The organism is Aeromonas sp. FL131 (assembly GCF_049860615.1).
Lineage (GTDB): Bacteria > Pseudomonadota > Gammaproteobacteria > Enterobacterales > Aeromonadaceae > Aeromonas > Aeromonas hydrophila.
This window is the reverse complement of the sequence record NZ_CP187595.1, coordinates 2,070,001-2,092,280: the sequence shown is the minus strand read 5'-3', so window position 1 is coordinate 2,092,280 and position 22,280 is coordinate 2,070,001. Positions and strand designations below refer to the sequence as shown.

Genomic DNA, 22,280 nt, shown 5'->3' with positions numbered 1-22,280 from the left:
CAACCTCCAGTCAATCATTCGTCTATGTTATGCCGCAGCGTCTGCACCGTACCGGCGCTGGGGGATAACATCCACATTTCTGGCAACAATCAATCGCAACAACTCATCGCAACAAATAAGCGCCAGTCACCCGAGGGTGGCTGGCGCTGGTGATCATACCTTTAAACTACCGTCATCTGGCCGGCATAGAGCACGAAGTAGCGCAGCAGCAGGATCCCCACCAGGGTCAGGCTGCAGACCAGCACCAGATAGCCGTTTTTGGCCCGCAGCGGCGCGGGGGCCAGCAGAGCCAGCAACTGGGGCAGCAGCATGCCGATGCCCACCACCCCGAGCCAGAACACCTGAGCCCAGAAGCCGCTGCCAATGGCGGCCCACATGGCAGCCTCCTTCTGGCCGCCACCGAAGTAGAGGCCGGTAAAGAAGCAGACCAGCAGCAACACCTCCACCGCCAGCACCGGCCGCTCGAAGCGGTGGACAAAGCTCACTCCCTGGCTGTGATGGTTCTCCTTGAACAGGGTGACCGCCAGCAAGATGGTGGAGGCGATGCCGGAGCTGACGCCGGAGATGAGGAACAGCACCGGTAGCACCGGGTTGTTCAACAGCGGATAGGTCTTGAGCGCCGACAGCAGAAAGCCGGTGTAGGCCCCCAAGAGCACGGCGAGCAGCAGCAAGAGCGGCGCCAGCAGCCGCTCGATGCGGGCAAGCCAAGCGATGAGATTATCCACAAAGGCGAACTTCTCTTGCAGCAGGTGACGGCGCAATGTCTCGATCTCGAAGCGAAACACCACCGCCAGCCAGGCGAACAGCACCGCCATGTAGACCTGGAACAGCATGACCCCCATCGACATCACGGAGTCGAACTGGTAGTGGAACATCAGCTTCCAGAAGGTCCAGGGGCGGGCCAGGTGGAAGATGAGGATCAGTAACCCCAGCACCACGCTCACCGGCGCCAGAATGGCGGTCGCCTTGATGATGCCGCTCTCGCTGCCGGCCCCCTTGCGGCGCAGCAGCACCGAGAGGGTAGTGGCCCCGGCGGAGATGCCGAGCAGAAAGAGATAGATGGCGATGGGCCAGTCCCACACCAGCGAGGAGAAGTGAAATGCGTCATGCAACATGATCCATTCCTCCTTCTGTTACTGCGGTAGATGGCGATCGGACAAATCCCCACACGAAGGAAGGGAAGTGAAACGCCTCTTGCATCGTCATGACTTTATCTCCCCTTTGGGCACGCGGTACATCTTGGGCGAGGTGCCGAGTGCCTGCTTGTAGCGATAGGTGGTCTCCTTCACCAGCCGTTTGGCGATGGGGCTGTCCGGGTCATCCAGATTGCCGAACACCAGCGCCTTGGTGGGGCAGGATTCCACGCAGGCCGGCTCCTTGCCCGCCGCCAGGTTGGTCTTGCGGCAAAAGTCGCACTTGTCGGCCACCTTGGTCACAGGGTTGATGAAGCGCACCTGATAGGGGCAGGCGGCCAGACAGTACATGCAGCCGACGCACAAGTCCGGGTCCACGTCGACGATGCCATCCTCCTTGCGGATATGGGAGGCACCGGTCGGGCAGACGTGTACGCAGGGGGCGTTGTCGCAGTGCTGGCAGGACTTGCGAAAGAAGTGGTACTCGGCATCGGGGAAGGTGCCGATGGGGCCGGAGCGGATGATCTCGAGGCGCGAGACCCCCTCTGGCACCTGATTCACCTCCCGGCAGGCATCCATGCAGGCGGTACAGCCGATGCAGGCCGTTTCGTCGTGGAGCATGCCAAAGCGTACCCCGTCGATGGTCTGGCTGTGGGCGAGGGTGGTGGCAAGGGAGCGGGTGTTGGCACGAGCAGCCCCCGTCATCATGATGAGGGCCCCCGCGCTCATCCCCGCCATGAAGTGACGGCGAGAGCAGCTCATTGTGCCTCCTTGCCCGAGGTGGTGTTCGCCTTGGCCGCCTTGACGGCCTCATGCTGCTTGCTGTGGCAGTCGACGCAGAGCTTGATGCGGGACTTTTCCGGGATCGCCACCATGGGCTCTTTGGCCGGGTGCAGCTGGTGGCAGCTGGTGCAGGTGAGCTTGGTGGCGTGCACGTCGTGGGCCCAGAGCGCCTCGCGCAGCGGTTTGGGTTCGTGACAGCTCATGCAGACCCCGTTCTGCTCGGCGATGGGGTAGCTCTCGGTGCTCTGCTTGTCCTTGAAGCTGTCGCTAAAGCGCATCACATCCTTGACCCCTTCCCGGTGTTTGGGGGAGGGCTGACCATGGCAGTTGGTACAGGTGACCGGCGCCAGGTTGTTGGGGTTGGTCGCCTGACCGTGCTTGCCGTGCATGCCGTATGCCTGCTCCTTGTGGCAGTCGGTACAGGCGGCATCGGGATTGCGCAAAAACTCCACCTCGTGTGTGGCAGAGACAGGTGTGGCGGGGAGGGCCGCAGGCTCATTGGCCGCATCGGCGGCCTGGCCCTGCAGGCTGGTCAGCAGCATGGCTGCCATCAGCATCAGTCGTAAGAAATCCATTGTTAAATCACCCATAGGAAGCCTCCATCCGGCTGCGGGCCCGACACTGCGGGCCCGCATGCCTCGTCATTGTGCGAGCCGTCCGGCCGCTTTGGCCTCGGCATCCCAGGCGGGGACTGTGGTCTTGAGGAACTGGGCCTTGTCGCTGTTGAACTGCTTCATGTCCATGCCAAGAGCGGCCTGGGCCTTCTCCTTGCTGGAGATGTCAGGAATGGCGATCTCGTGGCTGATCCCCTTGGCGGCCAGCAGACGTGCCAGCTTGGTGCGGGCATCGGCGGCCTTGTCCAGAGCGGTTCCCAGCATGCGCAGCGCCACTTCCGGGGCGTGCATCTGCACCCCGTGGGAGGCGATGGAGAAGTCCCAGCGCCATTGGGCGTGACGGATGTCCTGCAGAATGTCCTTCATTTCGGCCTCGGTGGCGCCGGCATCCCAGGCGGCCTTGGCTTCAAAGTGGGCGTGCACCAGTTGCTTCTCGACTTTGAGCTTGATCTCGGTGACGGCATCCTTGCGCTGCTTGACCACCCCTTGCAGCATCTCCTTGCTCTGGGTGTGGCAGTTGCGGCAGGTCTGGTCGAAGCGATCGAAGGGGTTGCCTACCTTGTGATCGGTGTAGACCTTGCCTTGCTCGTTCTGCACCTTGGGCATGTGGCAGTCGACGCAGGCGACATTGTTCTGGCCGTGAATGCCGGCGCGCCAGGTCTCGTACTCGGGATGCTGGGCTTTGAGCATGGGGGTCTTGGAGAGGGCATGGGTCCAGTCGGCAAAGCCTATTTCATCGTAATACTGCTCCATCTGCTCAACAGTGGTGCCCTTGTCCCAGGGGAATTTCACCGCCTTGGTGGGGCCGCTGAAGTAGTACTCCACGTGGCACTGGCCGCACACCTGAGACTGCTGATCGAAGCGCCCCTGCTCTTTGAACGGCTTGCCGATGGCAGTCATGGCACGGTCGGCATAGGGACGGGAGAGGTGCAGGGCGGGTTTGCCCTCCTTGAACTCTTTCGAGGCGGTATCGTGGCAGTCGGCGCAGCCGATGGTGTTGACGATCTCGGGGCCGCCTTTTGCCCACATCCCCTTGAAGTAGCCATCCTCACCCTTCTCGTCGATGACGCGAGCCACGTCCGGGCCTTTGCAGCTCCAGCAGGCCATGGGCAGCGGACCGTCTTCGGCGGTCTTGGGGGCGCCGGTACGCAGGGTTTCCCGCACGTCGGTCAGGGCATAGAAGTGGCCGCGCGGCTTGTTGTAATCCTTGGAGAAGGGGTAGCCGGCCCAGAGCACCACCATCTGCGGATCTTCCGCCAGGGCGTCGGTGCGCTCGCGGCTCTCGCTGGTGCCTTTCCAGCTGGTGAACTGGTCGGCGTGATCCTTGGCGAACAGCTCGCTGCGCGCCTCGATCTTGCCCTTGGGTTGTGCCTCGTCGGCCGCCTGTGCCCAGCCGCTGGTGCCAAGGCAGGTGGTAAGCAGCAGGGCGGCGAGGCCCAGCCTGGTCTGTCTGTTGTGTGAACTCACGATCATCACTCCCAAATCGATCTCATTGCCAAGCCTGACCGTTCCATCCTGGATGTGGGCATCAGCCCCCGCACAAGGCAGGAGCAGGCAGGCCGATTAATTGTTATTAGTGAATAAAACCCATGTATTTATGCGATTGCTCGAGCTGGATATTACCAAATGGGTAAAACGAATGATGATTTATCGGGAGCGGGATTGCGCTAGATCAATTGTCGAAGCAGGCAACAAGCGGAAATGAGATCCCGGTTAAATTATGAGGAAACTCAACTTATTGCATCATTGTTAATGCGGTGCACCACGCACCCTGGCGGCCATGGCCCGCCAGCCCGCGTCCCGCAAGGGAATGTGCGTCAAATGGCGCGAGCTGTATTCATTTAGGGATAGAAAATTTTCTGTGAATAGATATGCATTATTCAGATCAGGGAAGGGAGCCATGATGATCCCCTGATTGCCGGATTCAATCAGGGGGACTACGGCGTCTGCGTCACCTTTTGCCATACTGGATCCGTCCGCGCAGGAAGGGATCCTGTCTGATCATCTTCATATGGAATCTTGTCTCGCAAGGGAAACGTTTTACGTGCAAAAAAGCGTATGGAATGGTCTGGATGGCACATTTTCTGTCGAAATTATGGGGGGATCCACCAGTGATATGTCGATAAAATAAGCGCTCACAAAATGACCCGATTTGGCACCGGGCCCGCTCAATATTTGCTGGAGGTTGTATGGCCGAGCTGCGTATCGAAAAACCCACCGTCATGACTCAACTGGAGGGAACCGTCTTTGTCATTCATGACGATGGCACCGTAGTGCGCGCCAGGGCCGGCGTCTTGTTGCAACCGGGCGACCGGATCCTGAGCGGCGAGGAAGGCAGCTACCAGCTGGCCGACACCGTCGAGCTCGCTCATCAGGAGGAGGCTGCGGTCGAGGTGGCGTCGTCCACCGCGCAGCCAGTCGAGCCGACAAGCGGTGGCGACAGCGAGCTGGCCGCCCTGCAGGCAGCGATCCGCGCAGGCACCGACCCCACAGCCCAGTTCGAGGCGAGCGCCGCCGGCAACCCGGCGGCGGGCGGCACGATTGGCGGCGTGGCCGGTTCCAGTTCCGGGGGCTTCGTGGTGGTCGATCGCACCAATGACGCCACCCTGGCCGAGGCCGGCTTCGATACGGATCACGCCGATATGCCCCGGGGCGACGAGCCGTTGCTGGAAGGCGAGCGGGATCTGTTTGCCGCCATCACCATCACCGAGCCGCAGACCAGCGACAACATCATCAACGCCGACGAGGCGACCGGCGTCATCATCCGCGGCACCGTGGAGGATGTGGAAGTCGGCCAGCCGGTGACCGTTACCCTGCTGGATCAGGATGGCAACCGGCTCACCGTCACTACTGTGGTGCAGCCCGGCCTGGTCTGGGAGGCCAACTTTGGCGACCTCACCGGCAAGCTGGTGGACGGCCCCCTCATCATTCAGGCCGATACCCAGGATGCCGCCAGCAACCGGGCCAGCGATCTGGGCCAGACCCTGCTCGATACCATCACCACCATCACCCTCGATCTGGCCGATGAGAGCGACACCGGTGCCAGCCCGAGCGATGATCTGACCCGCGACAATACCCCGCTGCTGCAGGGCAAAGGGGAGCCCGGCGCCACCGTTACCCTGTCTCTTGGCGGCAAGGTGCTCGCCACTCTCACCGTCGATGGCAACGGCAACTGGCAATATCAGCTGCCCGATACGCTGGCAGACGGGGCCCATGATTTTCGGGTCGATTCGGTGGATATCGCCGGCAACCGGGCCAGCGACATCCTCACCATTGAGGTCGATACCCAGGCCGCCATCGACATCGATGATCTCGACGCGGCAGCTCTTTTTGGCAACGGCAATGCCACCCTGAGCGGCACCACCGCCAATGTGGAAGCGGGTCAGAGCGTGACCATCACCCTGGTTGGCAGCAACGGGCAGGCGCTGCTCACTACCTTTGCACTGGTGGGGGCCGATGGCCGCTGGCAGGTATCAGGTCTCAATCTCTCTGGCATCACGCAATCTTTTGAGGTGCGCGCCAGCGTCACCGATCTGGCGGGCAATTCGGCCTTGGATGGGGCACCGCTGATCGGCCAGAGCGAGACGCTCCCGCTGTCCGAAGCCGGACTGGCCGATGGGCCGGTCACGGCGACCGGCAGCCTCAATACCGGTGCCGGCATCGATGGCAATCTGCAGGTCACCTTCGCCGCCGATCAGAGTGCATTGGCAGGGCTGGAGCTCGTCAGCCAGGGCGCGCCGCTTGGCTACTCCGTGAATGGCCAGACCCTGACCGCCACTGCCGGTGGGGCGACTGTTTTCACCCTGACCCTTGGCAATGACGGCAGCTATCGCATCGTCTGGAGTCAGAGCCTGGATCACGGCCAGGATAGCCTGCGTCTGCCGTTCAACCTCGAATATCGCGACAGCGACGGTGATCTGGTGACAGCGCCGCTGGTGATCAATCTGCTGGACAGCAATCCGCCGAGCTTCGAGATCCCGGCCATCACCCTCACCGAGGATGACTTTATCAACGGCGCCGCCGTGATCGGGGAAAGCCGCTTCGTGGTTGGCCACACCGCCGATCCCCTGCTGGCCGACTCGCTGGTGTTCAGCAACCAGAGCGACACCCTGGCGACCCTCAATGGCTCGGGCCTGGCCAGCGATGGCCATTCGCTTGCCTTTGAATTTGCCGATGATCGCACCCTGCTGGGCTACTACCCGGGCAGCAATGGTCAGCGGGTTGAGGTGTTGCGTGCCCAGCTGCTGGCCGAACAGCAGGGCAGCGATGTGGGCGGCCGGGTGGTGGTCACCCTCACCGGTCCGCTCGATCATCAGGGCAGCGACAGCCTCTCGCTGGGGTTGCAGGTGAGCGCCAACGAGATTGATGGCGACACCACCAGCGCCAACCTGACTCTGACCATCGACGACGGCAGTGATCCTTCGCTCGGTCTGGACAAGGGGGGTTCGCTGCAAGAGGGGGGCAACCAGAGCATCGATGGTCAGCTGCCGGTCACGGTGGGCAGCGATCGCCTGGTCTCTCTCAATTTTGAGGCGAGTCAGCCGGCCCTAGCGGGCCTCACCAGCGGCGGCAAGCCGACCAGCTATCAGGTGAACGGCAATCTCCTCACCCTGCTGGACGCAGAGGGCAAGGGCATCCTGACCGTCACCCTGGATCTCGATGGCAAGTACCATCTTGAGCTCAACGGCGTGCTGGATCAGCCGGTGGCCACCGACAGCATCAAGCTGGGCCTGCAGGTGGTGGGCCGCGATTTTGACGGGGACCAGAGCAACCTCGGCACCCTCAACATCACCATCATCGATGGCGTCTTGCCGCAGGTTGACCCTGTTTCCCTGACCCTCACCGAAGACAACGACTGGCAGCTTGGCCAAACCCTTGGCGGCGAGCTTGCCATCACCGCGGGCAGCGACCCGCTGGTGAGCATCGCGTTTGATGTCAGCCAGCCGGGCCTGCAGGGGCTCAGCTCGGGCCAGCAGAGCGTGACGATCACGGTGGCCGATCACCTCATCGAGGGGCGTACTCCCGATGGCCAGCTGGTCTTTACCCTGACTCTGGGGAGTGGCGGCAAATACGGCTTTACCCTCCATCAACCGCTGGATCAGGGCAGTGCCGACAGCCTGCTCAAGGCGGGCTTTACCCTGCTCGACAGCGATGGCGACAAGGTCTCCTCCACCATTACCGTGGCGGTTGGTGATGGCGCCAACCCGACCATCTCCGCCGTGACCGGCACCGCCATCACCGAGATGGCGCAAGGGGAGGCGGCCGCGGTCAGCACCATGAGCTTCGCGGTGACCCACGGCAGCGATGCCCTCGACCCTGCCTCCCTCGGTTTTGACATCGCCACCATCCAGAGCACCCTGACCGGACTCACCAGTCACGGCAGCCTGCTCAGCTTCTCCCTCGATGGCAACGGCCAGCTGGTCGGCACCACGGCAGATGGTCGCGAGATCCTGCGCGCCGAGCTGAGCCTGATCGAGCAAAGCGGCAACTGGAGCGTGACCGCCAGGGTGACCCTGACGGGTGAGCTGGATCATCAAGGGAGCGAATCCCTCAACCTGCCGCTGGCGGTCACCCTGGCCGACAAGGATGGCGATCGCATCGGTACCACGCTGCCGCTCACCATCGCGGATGGCAAGGCGCCGAGCTTTATACCGGGCACTGGCGTGACCCTGGATGAAGGGGGGCTCACCGGCAACAACAGCCTGAGCCAAACCGGTCACTTTGACGTGCAAGCCGGGTCGGATCGGGTCGTCGAGGTGGCCTTTGCGGATGCTAACGAACAACCTGCGCTGACCGCATTGGGTAAACCCGTGCAATACGAGCTGGTTGATGGCAACAGCGCCATTCCCGGCAGCCAGCTGCTCAAGGGCTTTGTGTTGGTCGATGGCCAACGGGTCGAGGTGTTTGAGGTACGGCTGGTCGGCACGCTGGATCAGGCGGGCAAGAACGGTTTTGACTATCAGGTGACCCTCTATCAGGGGCTCCATCAGGGCGCCAACGCCGTGACCGAGTTGCCCATCAAGGTGATCGTCAACGACTACGACAAGGCGGGCGGCAACAACGACAGCACCAGCGGCACCCTCGCTATCCAGATTGGTGAAGGAGAGAAACCGACGCTGACGCTGACCGGCGTGACCCTCGGCGAAGGGCGCTTTGATGGGGCCGCCAACAACCAGACTGCGGATGACCAGCATGCCACCGGCACGATCACCATCACCGCCGATTCCGACCCCGTGATCGATGTGCGTCTGGCCTTTGCGGGCCAGGTAGTGGATGCCAACGGCAACCCCATCACCCACAATGGCGAGGCCTTGACCTGGCAGGCGGTGGGCAGCGATAGCCACAGTTTCCAGGCGGTCACGGCCGGCGGCCTGATGGTGATGACGGTGACTCTGGGGCAGGTGCCGGGGACTATCGGTGCTCATACCAGCGCGACCATCGATTACCAGGTAACGGTGCATACCAACCTGGATCACGGCGCCGATGACCAGCTTGAGCTGACACTGCCGGTGCAGGTCACCGACAGCGATGGCAGCCAGAGCCAGGGCGCGACCACCATCAGGGTGACGGATGGCGTGGATCCCGTCATCTCTGCCATCGACGCGGTTGCAGTGAAAGAGTCTGCTCTCGATGGCGCTGCCGACCAGCATCCGGGCACCATGCCCTCCGATCGGGGTGAAACCGCCAGCGGCAAAGTGACCATCAGCGCCGGTTCGGATCGGGTTGCCTCCCTTGAGCTCGACGTGGCGGCCTTCAATCAGGCCAACCAGCTGACCTCCAACGGTCAGGCAGTGACGCTGGCCGCCCACAGCCCGAACTGGTATCTGGCCACGGCAGAGGGTGGCAAGGCAGTGTTCTGGATCCACCTCGATGTCAGCGGCAGCTACAGCGTCTATCTGGTGGGGCAGCTCGATCATGGCGTGCAGGGTAGAGATGATCTTGCCATCGTGGTGCCGCTGTTTGTCACCGATCACGATGGCGATCGCAGCCCCAATGTCAGCGTGACCGTGACGGTGCAAGATGACATGCCCATTGGCACCGTGCTGGCGCATACCCTGAACGAGGGGAGCGCCACCGTCAGCGGCGATCTGCTGCCAGCCGCCAACGAAGGGGCTGATGGCGCCCGGGTCGAGTCGGTCACCATCAATGGTCAGACTTATGCCGTCAATGGCTCCCTCATTCAGGATGTGATGAGCCCGGATGGCAAGCAGGTGATGGGCTCTCTCACCATCTCGGCCGATGGCAGCTACCGTTTCACGTCGGCACCCGGCTTTGATCACGACAATGCCCAGCTGAGTCAGGTCATCACCGCCCATCTGGTGGATGGCGACGGTGACCGGGCCGACAGCACGCTGACCCTTCATCTGTGGGACGAGCCGGTGAGCTTCACAGTCGTTGCGGCAACCGGCAACGAAGATCAGGGGGCGCAGGATCCGGCCGCCGGCATCCCCATCAACATGCAGCTCGATATCGGCGATTTCGACCGGGGCGAGCATGTGGAGCAGCTCCTTGTCCAGGCGCCGGCCAATGCCCATGGCACCTTCTATTACAACGGGGTTGCCCTTGCCACCACCGCAGATGGCAACTGGTTTATCGTCCCGCCCGCGGCCATGGTGACCAGCGATAACGTGCACTATAGCGCCCAGGGGGTGACCTTTGTGCCGGATGCCAACTGGTCTACCTGGAGCAACCAGGGCCAGCCGCTGCACTTCCAGGTGCAGTTGCAGGTGGGGGTGACCGAGGGGGATGTCCCTGCGGCGGTCACCGGCGATCTTGCCATCACGGTACGCGGGGTGGCCGACAAGCCGGTGTGGGACGCAGGTCACACCAGCAAGCACTACGACACCAGCGAAGACAGCAGCGGCATTGCCCTCAATGTGAAGGCGGGCCTCACCGATACGGATGGCTCCGAGACCCTGAGTTACCAGGTCAAGTGGGAGGCGGGCAAGGGCACGCTGATGCTCAACGGGGCTGAACTCAAGCCAAACGGCAGCGGGCTTTACAGCGTCTCGGCCGCCAACATCAACAAGGTGAGCGTGGTTCCGGCCAAGGATTTCAGCGGCGACATCAAGCTGTCGGTGACCCCGATCAGCACGGAGAAGACCCCGGTAGCTCCGGGGCAGGGAACGGCGCAGGGAGAGAAGATTGAGCTGGTGATCAACGTCAATCCGCAGGCGGATGACGCCAAACTCACCGTGCGCGACATTCAGGGCAAAGAGGATACCTTGCTGGATCTGGGCAGCAAGATTGGCCTGGCCCACCTGGGTGACACCAGCGATGGCTCCGAGCAGCTCTTTGTGCGCATCAGCGGCCTGCCCGTCGGGGCAACGCTGCTGCTGGGCGGCGTTGCCGTCAGTCAGCATGCTGCCGGGTATTACGAGGTGCCCTTTGATCGCATCAATGAGCTCAAGTTGCAGCCGCCCAAAAACAGCAACGTCGATTTCGATCTGACCATCAAGGGGGTGGTCAAGGACAGCGCCGCCCTGACCGATGCCAATGGTCAGACCCATGTCGTGGTGAACGAGAAGGAGACCGGCGCCCAGACCCTGCATGTGGATCTGGTGGGGGTGGTAGACGAGCCCCATTTCGACCTCAATACCTCCGGCTGGACCGCCGATGGCAATGGCTACACCACCACGGTTCAGGAGGATGGCCGGGCCCCGCTGGACTTCAAACTGACTTCCGGGGAGTGGACCGACACACCGCTGGATCATTCGGAAACCTTGAACCTGGTGCTGGAAGGGCTGCCGGAAGGGGCCCGGGTATTTGATGCCAGCGGCAAGGCGTTGACCCTCACTTATGCCGGGCTCGACGGCAAGGGCAACCCCCTCTATCAGGTGGATGTCTCCAGCCTTGGCAACCTGCAGATCCAGCCGCCGGCCAACAGCACCGCCGACATTCACCTCATCGGCCACGTGGTGGTGACCGAAAACGACGGCGACAGCAAGCGCTTCGACGTGCCGCTTACCATCAAGGTGGATCCGGCCATCGATGCCACCGACTACGCCAAGACCAGCCAGGGTCTGGAAGATGCGTTTACCGTGCTGGACTGGCAGCCAACCCTCACCGATGGCGCCGAAAAGGTCACGGCGCTGAGCCTCTCCGGGGTGGAAGATGGTTACCAGATCTGGCTGCGCGCCGGCGGCGTGGAGAGCCCGCTGACCGTGCTGGATGGCAAGCTCACTCTGACCGCCGCCCAGCTCGACAGCCTGCTCAACGGGGGGCAACTGCTGGTGAAGGCGCCGGAGGATAGCGATCGGGATACCACTCTCCAGAGCCACGTCACCGTGACCCAGCATGATGTGGATTCGGGTGCGGTGGCCGAGAAGGTGATCGACGGCAATCTGCACGTCGATATTCAGGCGGTGGTGGAGCCCGATGGCGTGCTGACCCAGACCGGCGGGGCACTCGTGGGGCAGGGGGGGGCCGATATCGATCTGGCAGGACGTTTCCTCTTTACCGATCTCGACCCCTCCAGCGTGGAGGAGATCGACTATCTGGTGATCAACCTGCCGGTGTTGAACGGTGGCGCAGGGGATCAGTTCGTGGTGATCGGCGGCATCAACAACGGTGATGGCAGCTGGATCGTACCGGCCGGCAACCTCGGCAGCTTCCAGCTGCATGCGCCGGACGGGTTTGTCGGCAAGGTCGAACCGCTCCGCATCGATGCCATGGTGATCGACCGTGGCGACGATGGCGATGCCAGTGCCCATGTCAAGGTGAGCCTCACCACGGAGGCGACCTTCGAGGCGACGCCGACGACCAACAAGGAGCCGGCGGCGACTGTCGATATCGACGACCACGCCGTGCTGGTGGGCAAGGAGGATATCCGGGTCGATTTCGGCGCCCAGCTCAAGGGCGTGATCCACATAGGCGCCGCCGATCAGGCCAGCGACGAGGTGACCATCGTCCTCAAGGGGTTGCCGGCGGGCGTCACCATCAGCGGGGCCGAGTACAACATCTCGACCGGTGAGTACGTCATCAAGGTGCCGCCGTCACTGGCGGGCCTCGAAGGGCTGACCCTCGGTTTGCCGCAGGACTTTGCCGGTTCGCTCGATATCGAGGTGAAGGTGGTCAACACGGATACCGCCAGTGGCGACATCAAGGTCGACAGCAGCACGGTACGGGTCGATGTGGCCCCCGTGGTCGATGTGAACGGCGGCGCTGACGGCCACCCGGAGCTGACGCTGACCGTGCTGGACACCAACCATGACGGGCAGCCGGACAATCTGGAAGACAGCGAGATCCACCTCGATCTCTCGGTGAAACTGGCCGACATCAGCCCCTCCATCACGGGTGGCGGCCTCGAAACCGTGGAGCGGGTCACCATCACGGCGGATGTAAAATATGGCTATTTCCTCGATGACAGCGGCCAGCCGGTCAACACCCTGATCGTGAGCGACATGGCGGCCCTCAAGGATCTGGTGTTTGTGCCCAAGGCGCATTTCAGCGGTCAGGTGCCGCTCGACATCCAGGTCGATGTCGTCGATACCGCGCTGGTCGGCGGCCAGCTGGTGACCGACAGCGGCAGCTGGAGCGGGCAGGTCGGCTTTGAGGTGAGACCGGTCAACGACCCGGCTGTGCTCACGCTGCACGATGTCGCTGGCGACGAGGATGGCGCCATCAGCCTGGCTGGCTTTGGTGCCGCCCTCATCGACAAGGATGGCTCCGAGCAGATAGTGGCGCTGCAGATCAAGGGGGTACCGGATGGTTTTACCCTCTCGGTCCCTGCCGTGAACAACGGTGGTGGTGTCTGGCAGGTCCCCGTGGGCACCGATTTTGCCAAGCTGACCCTGATCCCGCCGGCCGATTTCAGCGGCAGCGTGGATCTGTCACTCAGTGCCTTTACCCTCGACCGGGGGCTGGTGCTGCCGCTTGAAACCAGCGGCAGCTTCACCGTGACCGTCAATCCGGTGGGGGATGCGCTCATCAGCGATCTGCTGCCCAATGCCAGCGGGGTGGAGGGCGACAGGATCCTGCTCAATCTGGGACTGGAAACTCGCGATACCCATGCTACCGGCGGGAGCGCTAGCAACGTACATGAAAATGGCGCCGAGCAGGTGCGGGTGACCCTCCGCAACGTGCCGGAAGGGGCCTCCATCGCCCTGCCTGACGGGGTGGCCGGTGAGGCCATCAGACTGCCGAACGGCGACTGGCAGGTGACCACGGTGGGTGGCAACCTGGCAAACCTGGTGCTGGTGACCAACGACGTCAATGGCACCCTCACACTCGAGGTGATCGCCCAGAGCCTGGACAACGGCGCGCTGGGACCCGAGGTGAAGGGCGACATCGATGTCACCATAGCGGCGGTCAACGACGCGCCCGAGAATATTCTGCCCACGGTGCCGCTGGTGGCCGAAGAGGATATGCCTTACCGCATTGATGGCCTGCAGGTCAAGGATGTGGATGCGGGCAACAGCACCATCGAGGTGCGTCTCTCTGTTGGCCACGGCACCCTCACTCTGGCGGATGGCAGCGGGGTGACCCTGACCGGCAACGGTACGGGCTCGCTGGTGCTGAGCGGCTCGCTCGATGCCATCAATGCATTGCTGGCGGGCGGCGTGACCTATCTGGGTGAGCAGGACTTCAACGGCCAGGATCAGCTCACCATGGTGACCAATGATCGTGGCAACACCGGCAGCGGCGGCCCCTTGAGCGACACCGACGTGGTGCCCATCGAGGTGCTGCCGGTCAACGATGCGCCGGTCAATCAGCTGCCCGGCAGCATGACGGTGAAAGAGGATGGCTCTCTGTCGCTATCCGACATCAGCGTGAAGGATGTGGATGCCGGCAGTGCGCCCATGGCCATGGTGCTGCGGGTCGAGCACGGGGTGCTGACCCTGCTGGGGGCGGCGGGCGCGGTCTCGGTACAGGGGGCGGGCAGCAACGAGATGACCCTGGTGGGATCGCTGGCCGACCTCAACCAGCTGCTGGCCGGCAACCTGCACTATGAACCGGCCAAGGATTTCTGGGGCGAGGACAACCTCACCATCACCACCTCGGATCAGGGCAACAGCGGCGTGGGCGGACCCTTGAGCGACACCGACCAGGTGACCATCACGGTGACGGCTGAACCGGATCTGCCGAGCCTGGCGGTGGGGATGCACGAGGTCCATGCCCTGCAGGGTGCCATGGTGCCCCTCAATCTGACCGCCAGCGTGGTGAACCCGGCACCGGGCGAGCTGTCGCTGCGCATCAGCGGCCTGGCGGGAGCCCAGGTGCTGGATGAGCAGGGGCTGCCGGTCGGCCATGCCGACGGCAACGGTGACTGGCTTATTCCGGGTGGCCACTCGCTGCCGCTCTACCTGGATGGTCTGACGGCGGGAGACCATGTGCTGGGGCTGAGTGCCGAGTCGAGCGCAGGGGGGGCCACCATCAGCTCCCCCCTCGATACCGTGACCATCCATACCCAGGCCGGTCATACGCTGCTGGGGTCGGATCAGGGGGATTGGCTGTTTGGCAGCGCGGGGGATGATCGCCTGCTGGGTGGCAAGGGCGACGATATCCTCACCGGCGGCGCCGGCAGTGATCTCTTCGTCTGGCAGCAGGGGGATGCGGGGAACGCGAGCCAGCCCGCCATCGACACCATCACCGACTTCCATCCGGAAGAGGGGGACAGGATCGATCTGGCGGACCTGCTCAAGGGAGTGACCGACAGCAGCGTGGATGGCTTGCTGGGCCACTTGCAGGCGTCAGTGACCAGCGTGAGCAACGGCCTGAGCGACGTGAACCTCTCGGTGTCGCCGGCAGGGGATGGCCAGGTGACCCAGCAAATCACCCTGAAGGGGGTGGACTTGAGCAGCTGGCAGCTTGGCGGTACCTCGTCCCACGACATCCTGCAGAGCATGCTGGATCAGCACAGCCTGATCATCCAGCACCCTTGATGGGAGGATCTGAATAAAAAGAGCCGGCAATAGCCGGCTCTTTTTCTATCTGGTGCTTGCTCGCAAGCGGATATGGAGGTGCTCATCTCACGCCAAGGCTTTGGCCAGCAGGTGGATGGGGTGTTCACAAGGGAAGGGCGTGCTCATCTCGATCTGCCATTTGCAGGTTTCGCAGTCGGTGATGACCAGATCGGGCTTGAGCCGGTTTATCTGATCAAACAGCCCTTCGCCGATGGCCTGACTGGTCTGGTAGTTCTCCGACTTGAAGCCGTAGGTGCCGGCGATGCCGCAGCACTGGGAGTCCAGCACGGTCACCTTGACCCCGGGAATGGCGCGCAGCAGTTCGAGGGTGTAGATGACGCCCCCCATCTTCTCCATGTGGCAGGGGGTGTGGTAGGCGATGTGCAGATTGAGCGGCTTCATCGCCGGTTTGTTGCCCTTGTAGAACTCGTTCCACAGGAAGCGGGTCACCAGCGAGATGCGATCGCGCACCTTGTGGTTGTCCTGCTCCAGCAGGTGGGGATATTCGTCGCGCAGGGTGAAGCCGCAGGTGGAGGAGGTGGCCAGCAGCGGCATCTCGTTGCCAAGCAGGGTGTTCTCCAGCTGCTTGATGTTGAAGGCCGCCTGCTGCTTGGCCTTGTCCATGAAGCCGTTGGCAATCAGCGGCACGCCGCAGCACTTCTCCCGCTCCAGCAGCTGGACGCCGATGTTCATGGCGTTGAGTACCTGCACCAGCTCCTTGCCGAGCTGCGGGTGGTTGTAGTTGACGTAGCAGCCGTGGAAGTAGGCGATCTGGCGCTCGAAGCGGGCCTGACTCGCTTTCTGCTTCTTGTACCAGCCGCGGAAGGTGCCCTGGGAGTATTTGGGCAGGTCGCGGTGGGAGGAGACCCCCAGCGCCTTGTCCAGCACCAGCTTCATCGGCTTGAGGCCGGTGGTGAAGTTGACCACCGGGGCCATCAGGGTGGACATGCTGCCCATCAGATCGGTGTGGGAGAGCACGAACTCGCGGATCCCCGGCTTGAAGCCGCTGTACTGGTGCTTGGCCTTGGCGATGATGTCGCCGATGCGCACCCCGCTCGGGCAGGCCACTTCGCAGCGCTTGCAGTTGGTGCAGTACTTGAGGGCGCTGTCAAAGAGCTCCGGGCTCTTGATGCGCAGCCGCTCCCCATCCGGGCCTGCCTGCTTGGGGCCGGGGTAGGCCGGGTTGGCCTTGGCCACCGGGCAGTAGGCGGTACAGACGGTGCATTTGATGCACTGATCGAAAGTTTGGTTGGCATGATCCAGTAGCATGTCAGTTCTCCTCCCGTTGGGTGTGAAGGCACGGGATGTGGGACAAAATCATCATTGGGCTGAACTCAAAATGTGACCGGCAGCCTGCCAGCCGGTGGCAACTGCCACGCCGGAGCCGGAACCTTCTTTAATGGGGTCATAGTGCGCCAGCACGCTGCCGGCGCCGTAGAGGTTGGTGAGCGGCTTGCCGCCACGCAGCACTCTGAGCTTGTCATCGGTCTTGACCCCGAAGCCCATGAAGGGGTGGTGGTCGAACAGGCGGCGGCCGGCCCAGGCGTCCCGCTCGGGCAGGCTCAGCACATCGGCGTTGAAGATCGGCTCGCGAATGCCGCGCAGGCGGGACTCCAGCCCGCGGCTGAAGAAGCTGCCGGAGGCGAGCACGAAGTGGTCCGCCTCGAACAGCTGATCGTCGCCATTCTGGCTGTGCACGCCAATCACTCGGTCACCGTCATAGCGGGCGCCCAGCACCCGCTCGCTGGTGAGGAAAGTACCGCCAAGGGCCATGAAGCGGCGCTTGAGCGCCTCCTGCATCCGCATGCCGATCAGTGACGGCGGCATGGTGGCCACCTCCTTGATGATGCAGCCGGTACGCTGCTCCAGCTCCGCCAGGCGCGGGCCGACCAGCCCCAGCGACAAGCAGGCGGGCAGCACCAGGTGGTGGCAGCGCGGCTCACCGCTCTCCTGCACCAGGCGGCTGATCTCGCGGGCCAGATCCGTCAGCAGGTCACGCTGGCCATTGCCCTGCTTGTCGAACAGGCGGGCGATGTCGGCGGAGCGAAACTCGTGGGGATTGCGGCTGAACTCGGCCAGCTGGGGCAGGCGGAGCTCACCGGTCAGGATGCGGCAGTGGGCGAAGCGGGTGTGGGTCGCCAGGTTGGCGGCCGCGAGCTCGGGGTGAAAGTCGCGAAATCCCTCCAGAGTGGCCAGCAGGATGGCGTCGGGGGCTGGCGCATCGGTCACGCAGGCGCAGGTGTCGGGGGAGAGCCAGGTGGCTTTGAGGGTACCGATGGGGGTCAGCCGCTGGTGGTTGCGCTCCTGGCGAAACAGCGGCAATCCCTGCGCGGCGCAGTGGCGCTGCAGATCATCGAGGCTCGCCGCGATATGGGTCAGCCCCACCTTGTTGTAGGGATGCTCGGGGTTGGCGGCCATGAAGGCGGGCAGGGCGGCGCGGGGATCCCCTTCGCTCTCCAGCAGATCGACCGAGCCGGAGGAGAAGTGCAGGGCGCTCTGGCCGGAGGCCATCAGCAGGGTTTTCTGGCCGGCCTCGGCCAGGCGCAGGGCCGCCGAGAGGCCCGCCATGCCGCCGCCGATAACGATGCTGTCAAATTTCATGGCTGCGCTCCTTGGTGGGATTTGCGGTGCTGGCATCGAGCGGGAAGGGCGGCTCGGCCACCAGGTGGGGGGCCGTCCACTCGCCAAGGCCGAACAGCCCCTCGTAGATCCAGTAGGTAAATTCGGCTTCGCGCAGGGCATCGCCCCACAGCACTGGCCGGGTGCCCTTGTAGCGTTCTTCCAGGAACTGGCGCAGCATGACGCAGGCCTGACGGCCGTCGGCCTTGCCGTACTCCTGCATCAGACCGGCGGCGCGATAGGCGCACAGCTCCCCCTGACAGGGGCCCATGCCCAGACGGGTGCGGCGGCGCAGATCCACCAGGTTGTCCACATCCAGCTCGCGCAGGGCGTATTCAATCTCGCCGGCGGTGACCATCTCGCACTCGCAGATGAGGGCGTTGGCCTTGGGATTGTCGCGGAAAAAGGCGATGACCCGCTCGCCGTGGCGGTACTGGGCCGAGCCTTCGGCTGGCACCGAGAGGCCGGGGGCGGAGACCTTCTCCGGATCCCGTGAGCCGGGCAGGCTCAGTTCAGCGGTGCGGCAGGGCTTGCTGTTGCCCAGCTTCTTGGCCAGCAGATCGGTGGCCCATTCGGCCATCAGCCGGTAGGTCATCAGTTTGCCGCCGGTGATGGTGTTGAATCCCTTGAGGCCGTCACGTTCGGCGTGATCCAGCAGCACTATGCCACGGCTGATGTTGCGGCCGGACTCGTCACCATCCACCGCCACCAGCGGGCGCACGCCAGCGTAGGCGCGCAGCAAACGGGTGCGGGCCATGATGGGGGCGAGCTTGATCCCCTCGCGCAGCAGCACCTCCACCTCTTCAGGCTCGACGGTGAGCTGGTCAATCTTGTGGTAATCGATGCGGCTCGAGGTGGTGCCGATGAGGGAGATGGTATCGCCCGGCACCAGGATGTCCGCGTCCGCCGGTTTGCGGGCGCGGTTGAGCACCAGCTGGTTGATGCGGTAATCCATGATGAGCAGGGAGCCCTTGGCCGGGAACATGCGGATGCCGAGATCGGCGTACTCGCAGATCTGCTGGCCCCAGATGCCGGCGGCGTTGATCACCTCCTGGCACTCCACCTCGAACGCTTCACCGGTGCGGGTGTTGATCGCCTTGACCCCGAGCACCCGATCCTGGGTGCGCAAAAGCCCCAGCACCTTGCTGTGGGTGAAGATGCGGGCGCCGTGCTCCTTGGCATCCAGCACGTTGGAGGCGGCCAGGCGGAACGGATCGACCGTGCCGTCCGGCACCTGGATGGCGCCGATCAGCGCCGGGTTGACGTTGGGTTCGAGGCGCAGCGCATCGGCGGGATCCAGCTGGCGGGCGTCGATGCCCGCCAGGGCACAGGCGTCCATGAAGGTATTTTGAAAATTGATGTCATCTTCCGGCAGGGTAATGAAGAGGCCGCCGGTGTCCTCGACGCAGTGGCTGGCGATCCGCTTGAGGATGCGGTTCTCCTGAATGCACTCGCGGGCGGACTCCTGATCCGTCACCGCATAGCGGGCGCCGGAGTGGAGCAGGCCGTGGTTGCGGCCCGTGGTGCCAGCGGCGATATCGTCCCGCTCAAGCAGGATGCAGTCGATGCCGCGCAGTGCGCAATCGCGCATGATGCCGGCTCCGGTGGCGCCACCCCCTATGATGACGACTTGTGTGGTTATTCTTTTCATTCTTGCCCGTCTCATCTCTTCCAGATGGTGCCAGTGTGGCCTGTCTCTGGGCGAAAATGTTTGATATGGGCCAAGTTAATGTTCGCAAACGCTCAAGATAAGGGGTGTTAATGAGCAAATCGTGATTGTTGTCACACTCCAGCAACAGTAGAGGGGGCGCTGGGCCCCCTCTGTCGACACGAGTCACTGCGCTCAGCCGCAGCACTTCTTGAACTTCTTGCCGCTGCCGCAGGGGCAGGGGTCGTTGCGACCCACCCGCAGCGGCGCCGGATCCTGCTCGCCATCGGTGTAGACCCAGCGCCCCTGATGGCGCACGAAGCGGGAGCGCTCATGCAGGCAGTGGCGCTCCTCACCTTCCATGAACCAGGCCTTGAACTCCACCATACCGAGGGTGTCAGCGGGGCCGCCCTGGCTGGCGATGATCTCGAGCCCATCCCATTGGGTGTCGGTCTGGGCGAGCTGCTCCGCAGTCAGATCCCCTAGATAGTCGGGGTGCCAGCTGTGCACCAGGTACTCCCCCAATCCCAGCACGAAGGCGCTGTAGCGTGAGCGCATCAGCTGCTCCGGGGTCTGGGCGGTAGCGCCCCGATGCAGTGATCCACAGCACAATTCGAGAGAAAGAGTTGAACCGCAAGGACATTTTTTCATGTGTCTGGCCATCAGAGTCGATAGATATATAGAGGGCGGGGATTGTAGCGAAAGCGGGTCCCCGTCGACCAGCATCCTATACTGGTCTGGTAGGAACGGAACGCCCATAAAAATAGCTGCAAGGATGTGAAAGATGACGCTAAAGCAGAAAATTCTGTTGTTGGGAGCCGTCCCCGTGCTCCTGATGGCCCTGGTGGTCAACCTCAGCAACTACATGATTTCAAAGAGTGACCTGGAAGCCGATCTGGTGGTGGCGCGAGAAAATGCCATCAAGGAGCGCAAGGCGTTGCTCAGCAGCTACCTGATGCTGGCCAAGACCGCCATCGATGCCGTCTACAACCAGCCAGACAGCCCGGCGGTGCGCAAGCAGGTGACCGAGCTGCTGCGGCCGCTGCGCTACAGCAGTGACGGCTACTTCTTTGTCTACGACTTTCAGGGCAATACCATACTGCTGCCCACCCGCCCCGAGATGGAAGGCAAGAACCGCTGGCAGGACAAGGATGCCAAGGGCAAGCTGCTGATCCAGGAGATCGTCAAGGCGGCGCGCCAGGGGGATGGCTTCTCCGAGTACTGGACCGCCAAGCCCTCCATCGGCCGGGATGCGCCCAAACTCTCCTTCAACCTGGTGCTCGACAAGTACCAGTGGGTCATCGGCACCGGCTTTTACATCGACGACATCGACAACGAGCTGGCGGTGCTGCGCACCGAGCGCGAGAGCAACATGCGCGACTCGCTGCAGAGCAGCGTGCTGCTGATCCTGGTGATCCTGGGGGTGACCCTGGCCGCCACCGTGGTGATAGGCAACCGGGTCACCCGGCCGCTGGCGGACGCGGTCTCGGCTCTCAACGACATCGCCGACGGGGAGGGGGATCTGACCCAGCGCCTCAAGGTGCAGAGCCATGACGAGATTGGTCAGCTGGCCACCGCCTTCAACCGCTTCGTGACGCGGATCCAGTCGGTGGTGAGCCAGGTGGGGGAGACCAGCAATCATCTGTTCAGCGCGGTGGAGAAGCTGCACCACCTGAGCGAGCACTATGACCATCAGATGCATGGCCACAGCCGGGAGACCGATCAGGTGGTCACCGCGGTGACCGAGATGAGCTCCACCGCCCAGGAAGTGGCGGCCAGCGCCTCCAACGCGGCCACCGCCACCAGCGACGCGGCGCGCGAATCCGATGCCGCTCGCGGCGTGGTGGGCACCGCCATCAACAGCATCAACCGGCTGGTGGGCGAGGTGCACACCGCCTCCGGGGTCATCGAGCAGCTGGCGCAGGAGACCGCCAAGATAGGATCCGTGGTGGAGGTCATTCGCGGCATTGCCGAGCAGACCAACCTGCTGGCGCTCAACGCCGCCATCGAAGCGGCCCGGGCCGGCGAGCAGGGGCGCGGCTTTGCGGTGGTGGCGGACGAAGTCCGATCGCTCGCCGGTCGCACCCAGCAGAGCACCAAGGAGATCAACGAGATGCTGCAGCGCCTGCAGGGCGGGGTGAAGCAGGCGGTGGACGTGATGCAGGCAAGCGAAGAGCGCAGCCAGGAGACGGTGCAGGAGGCGAGCCACATCGCCACCTCCCTCGACAGCATGGTGATGGCGGTCAGCACCATCAACGACATGAACATCCAGATAGCCACCGCCGCCGAGGAGCAGCACGCGGTCTCCGAGGAGATCAACAAGAACCTGGTGGCCATTCAGCAGATCGTCAGCGAGCTGACCGATGCGGCGGTCGAGTCCAACAGCACCACCCGCGATCTCGCCAGCACCGGCGACAAACTGCGCAAGCTGGTCTCCCAGTTCCGCTACTGATGGGGTGACAAGAGGGGGATGTCCCTCACAAGATGCGGCCTGAACCCCGGTTCAGGCCGCACTTTATTTGGGGATTGACCAATAATATGTGAAAATTGGCCCCCTCTGTGTCAGCCCTTGCCCCGT

The 22,280-nt window shown here is 63.3% G+C and carries 11 protein-coding genes; 2 read left to right on the top strand and 9 right to left on the bottom strand.

Annotation, left to right across the window (positions count from 1 at the left end):
* Window positions 1-161 precede the first annotated feature (161 nt).
* The 5 genes from nrfD to ACPW75_RS09700 all read right to left on the bottom strand — a co-directional run bounded on the left by nrfD (window position 162) and on the right by ACPW75_RS09700 (window position 4,495).
* The gene (gene nrfD, locus ACPW75_RS09720) at window positions 162-1,115 is read right to left on the bottom strand and encodes a cytochrome c nitrite reductase subunit NrfD (RefSeq protein ID WP_077096834.1); all 954 of its coding nucleotides are present in this window, start codon (window positions 1,113-1,115) and stop codon (window positions 162-164) included.
* Window positions 1,116-1,202: 87 nt separating this feature from the next.
* Entirely contained in the window at window positions 1,203-1,895 is a 693-nt protein-coding gene (locus tag ACPW75_RS09715; RefSeq protein WP_077096832.1) for a 4Fe-4S dicluster domain-containing protein, read from the bottom strand.
* On the bottom strand, window positions 1,892-2,506 hold the full coding sequence (gene nrfB / locus ACPW75_RS09710; protein ID WP_077096830.1) for a cytochrome c nitrite reductase pentaheme subunit: 615 nt from the start codon (window positions 2,504-2,506) through the stop codon (window positions 1,892-1,894). Before nrfB ends, ACPW75_RS09715 begins: the two co-directional genes overlap by 4 nt.
* Before the next feature lie 51 nt (window positions 2,507-2,557).
* Entirely contained in the window at window positions 2,558-4,003 is a 1,446-nt protein-coding gene (gene nrfA, locus ACPW75_RS09705) for an ammonia-forming nitrite reductase cytochrome c552 subunit (protein WP_077096828.1), read from the bottom strand.
* A 276-nt stretch (window positions 4,004-4,279) separates the two neighbouring features.
* Complete coding sequence (locus ACPW75_RS09700; protein WP_077096826.1) at window positions 4,280-4,495, bottom strand: hypothetical protein; 216 nt, start codon at window positions 4,493-4,495, stop codon at window positions 4,280-4,282.
* Window positions 4,496-4,719: 224 nt separating this feature from the next.
* On the opposite strand from ACPW75_RS09700, the gene ACPW75_RS09695 reads away from it, so the two are divergent.
* Entirely contained in the window at window positions 4,720-15,414 is a 10,695-nt protein-coding gene (locus ACPW75_RS09695) for a retention module-containing protein (protein ID WP_252410689.1), read from the top strand.
* Window positions 15,415-15,501: 87 nt separating this feature from the next.
* On the opposite strand, the gene glpC is transcribed toward ACPW75_RS09695, so the two are convergent.
* From glpC to ACPW75_RS09675, 4 genes are all read right to left on the bottom strand, one after another.
* Window positions 15,502-16,704, bottom strand: coding sequence for an anaerobic glycerol-3-phosphate dehydrogenase subunit GlpC (gene glpC / locus ACPW75_RS09690; protein WP_016350549.1), 1,203 nt, complete (start codon window positions 16,702-16,704; stop codon window positions 15,502-15,504).
* Window positions 16,705-16,755: 51 nt separating this feature from the next.
* The gene (glpB, locus tag ACPW75_RS09685) at window positions 16,756-18,036 is read right to left on the bottom strand and encodes a glycerol-3-phosphate dehydrogenase subunit GlpB (protein WP_016350550.1); all 1,281 of its coding nucleotides are present in this window, start codon (window positions 18,034-18,036) and stop codon (window positions 16,756-16,758) included.
* Window positions 18,026-19,705, bottom strand: coding sequence for an anaerobic glycerol-3-phosphate dehydrogenase subunit A (glpA, locus tag ACPW75_RS09680; RefSeq protein WP_077096606.1), 1,680 nt, complete (start codon window positions 19,703-19,705; stop codon window positions 18,026-18,028). The genes glpB and glpA overlap by 11 nt, the downstream gene beginning before the upstream one ends.
* A gap of 192 nt (window positions 19,706-19,897) precedes the next feature.
* Entirely contained in the window at window positions 19,898-20,353 is a 456-nt protein-coding gene (locus ACPW75_RS09675) for a YchJ family protein (protein WP_077096607.1), read from the bottom strand.
* 133 nt (window positions 20,354-20,486) lie between these two features.
* Here ACPW75_RS09675 and ACPW75_RS09670 point away from each other — a divergent pair, with 133 nt between their 5' ends.
* On the top strand, window positions 20,487-22,154 hold the full coding sequence (locus tag ACPW75_RS09670; RefSeq protein WP_045525109.1) for a methyl-accepting chemotaxis protein: 1,668 nt from the start codon (window positions 20,487-20,489) through the stop codon (window positions 22,152-22,154).
* Window positions 22,155-22,280 lie beyond the last annotated feature (126 nt).

Coding starts and splice junctions, on each gene's coding strand:
- nrfD (WP_077096834.1), bottom strand. CDS start 1,115: ATGTTGCATGACGCATTTCACTTCTCCTCGCTGGTGTGGGACTGGCCC.
- ACPW75_RS09715 (WP_077096832.1), bottom strand. CDS start 1,895: ATGAGCTGCTCTCGCCGTCACTTCATGGCGGGGATGAGCGCGGGGGCC.
- nrfB (WP_077096830.1), bottom strand. CDS start 2,506: ATGGGTGATTTAACAATGGATTTCTTACGACTGATGCTGATGGCAGCC.
- nrfA (WP_077096828.1), bottom strand. CDS start 4,003: ATGATCGTGAGTTCACACAACAGACAGACCAGGCTGGGCCTCGCCGCC.
- ACPW75_RS09700 (WP_077096826.1), bottom strand. CDS start 4,495: ATGGCAAAAGGTGACGCAGACGCCGTAGTCCCCCTGATTGAATCCGGC.
- ACPW75_RS09695 (WP_252410689.1), top strand. CDS start 4,720: ATGGCCGAGCTGCGTATCGAAAAACCCACCGTCATGACTCAACTGGAG.
- glpC (WP_016350549.1), bottom strand. CDS start 16,704: ATGCTACTGGATCATGCCAACCAAACTTTCGATCAGTGCATCAAATGC.
- glpB (WP_016350550.1), bottom strand. CDS start 18,036: ATGAAATTTGACAGCATCGTTATCGGCGGCGGCATGGCGGGCCTCTCG.
- glpA (WP_077096606.1), bottom strand. CDS start 19,705: ATGAAAAGAATAACCACACAAGTCGTCATCATAGGGGGTGGCGCCACC.
- ACPW75_RS09675 (WP_077096607.1), bottom strand. CDS start 20,353: ATGAAAAAATGTCCTTGCGGTTCAACTCTTTCTCTCGAATTGTGCTGT.
- ACPW75_RS09670 (WP_045525109.1), top strand. CDS start 20,487: ATGACGCTAAAGCAGAAAATTCTGTTGTTGGGAGCCGTCCCCGTGCTC.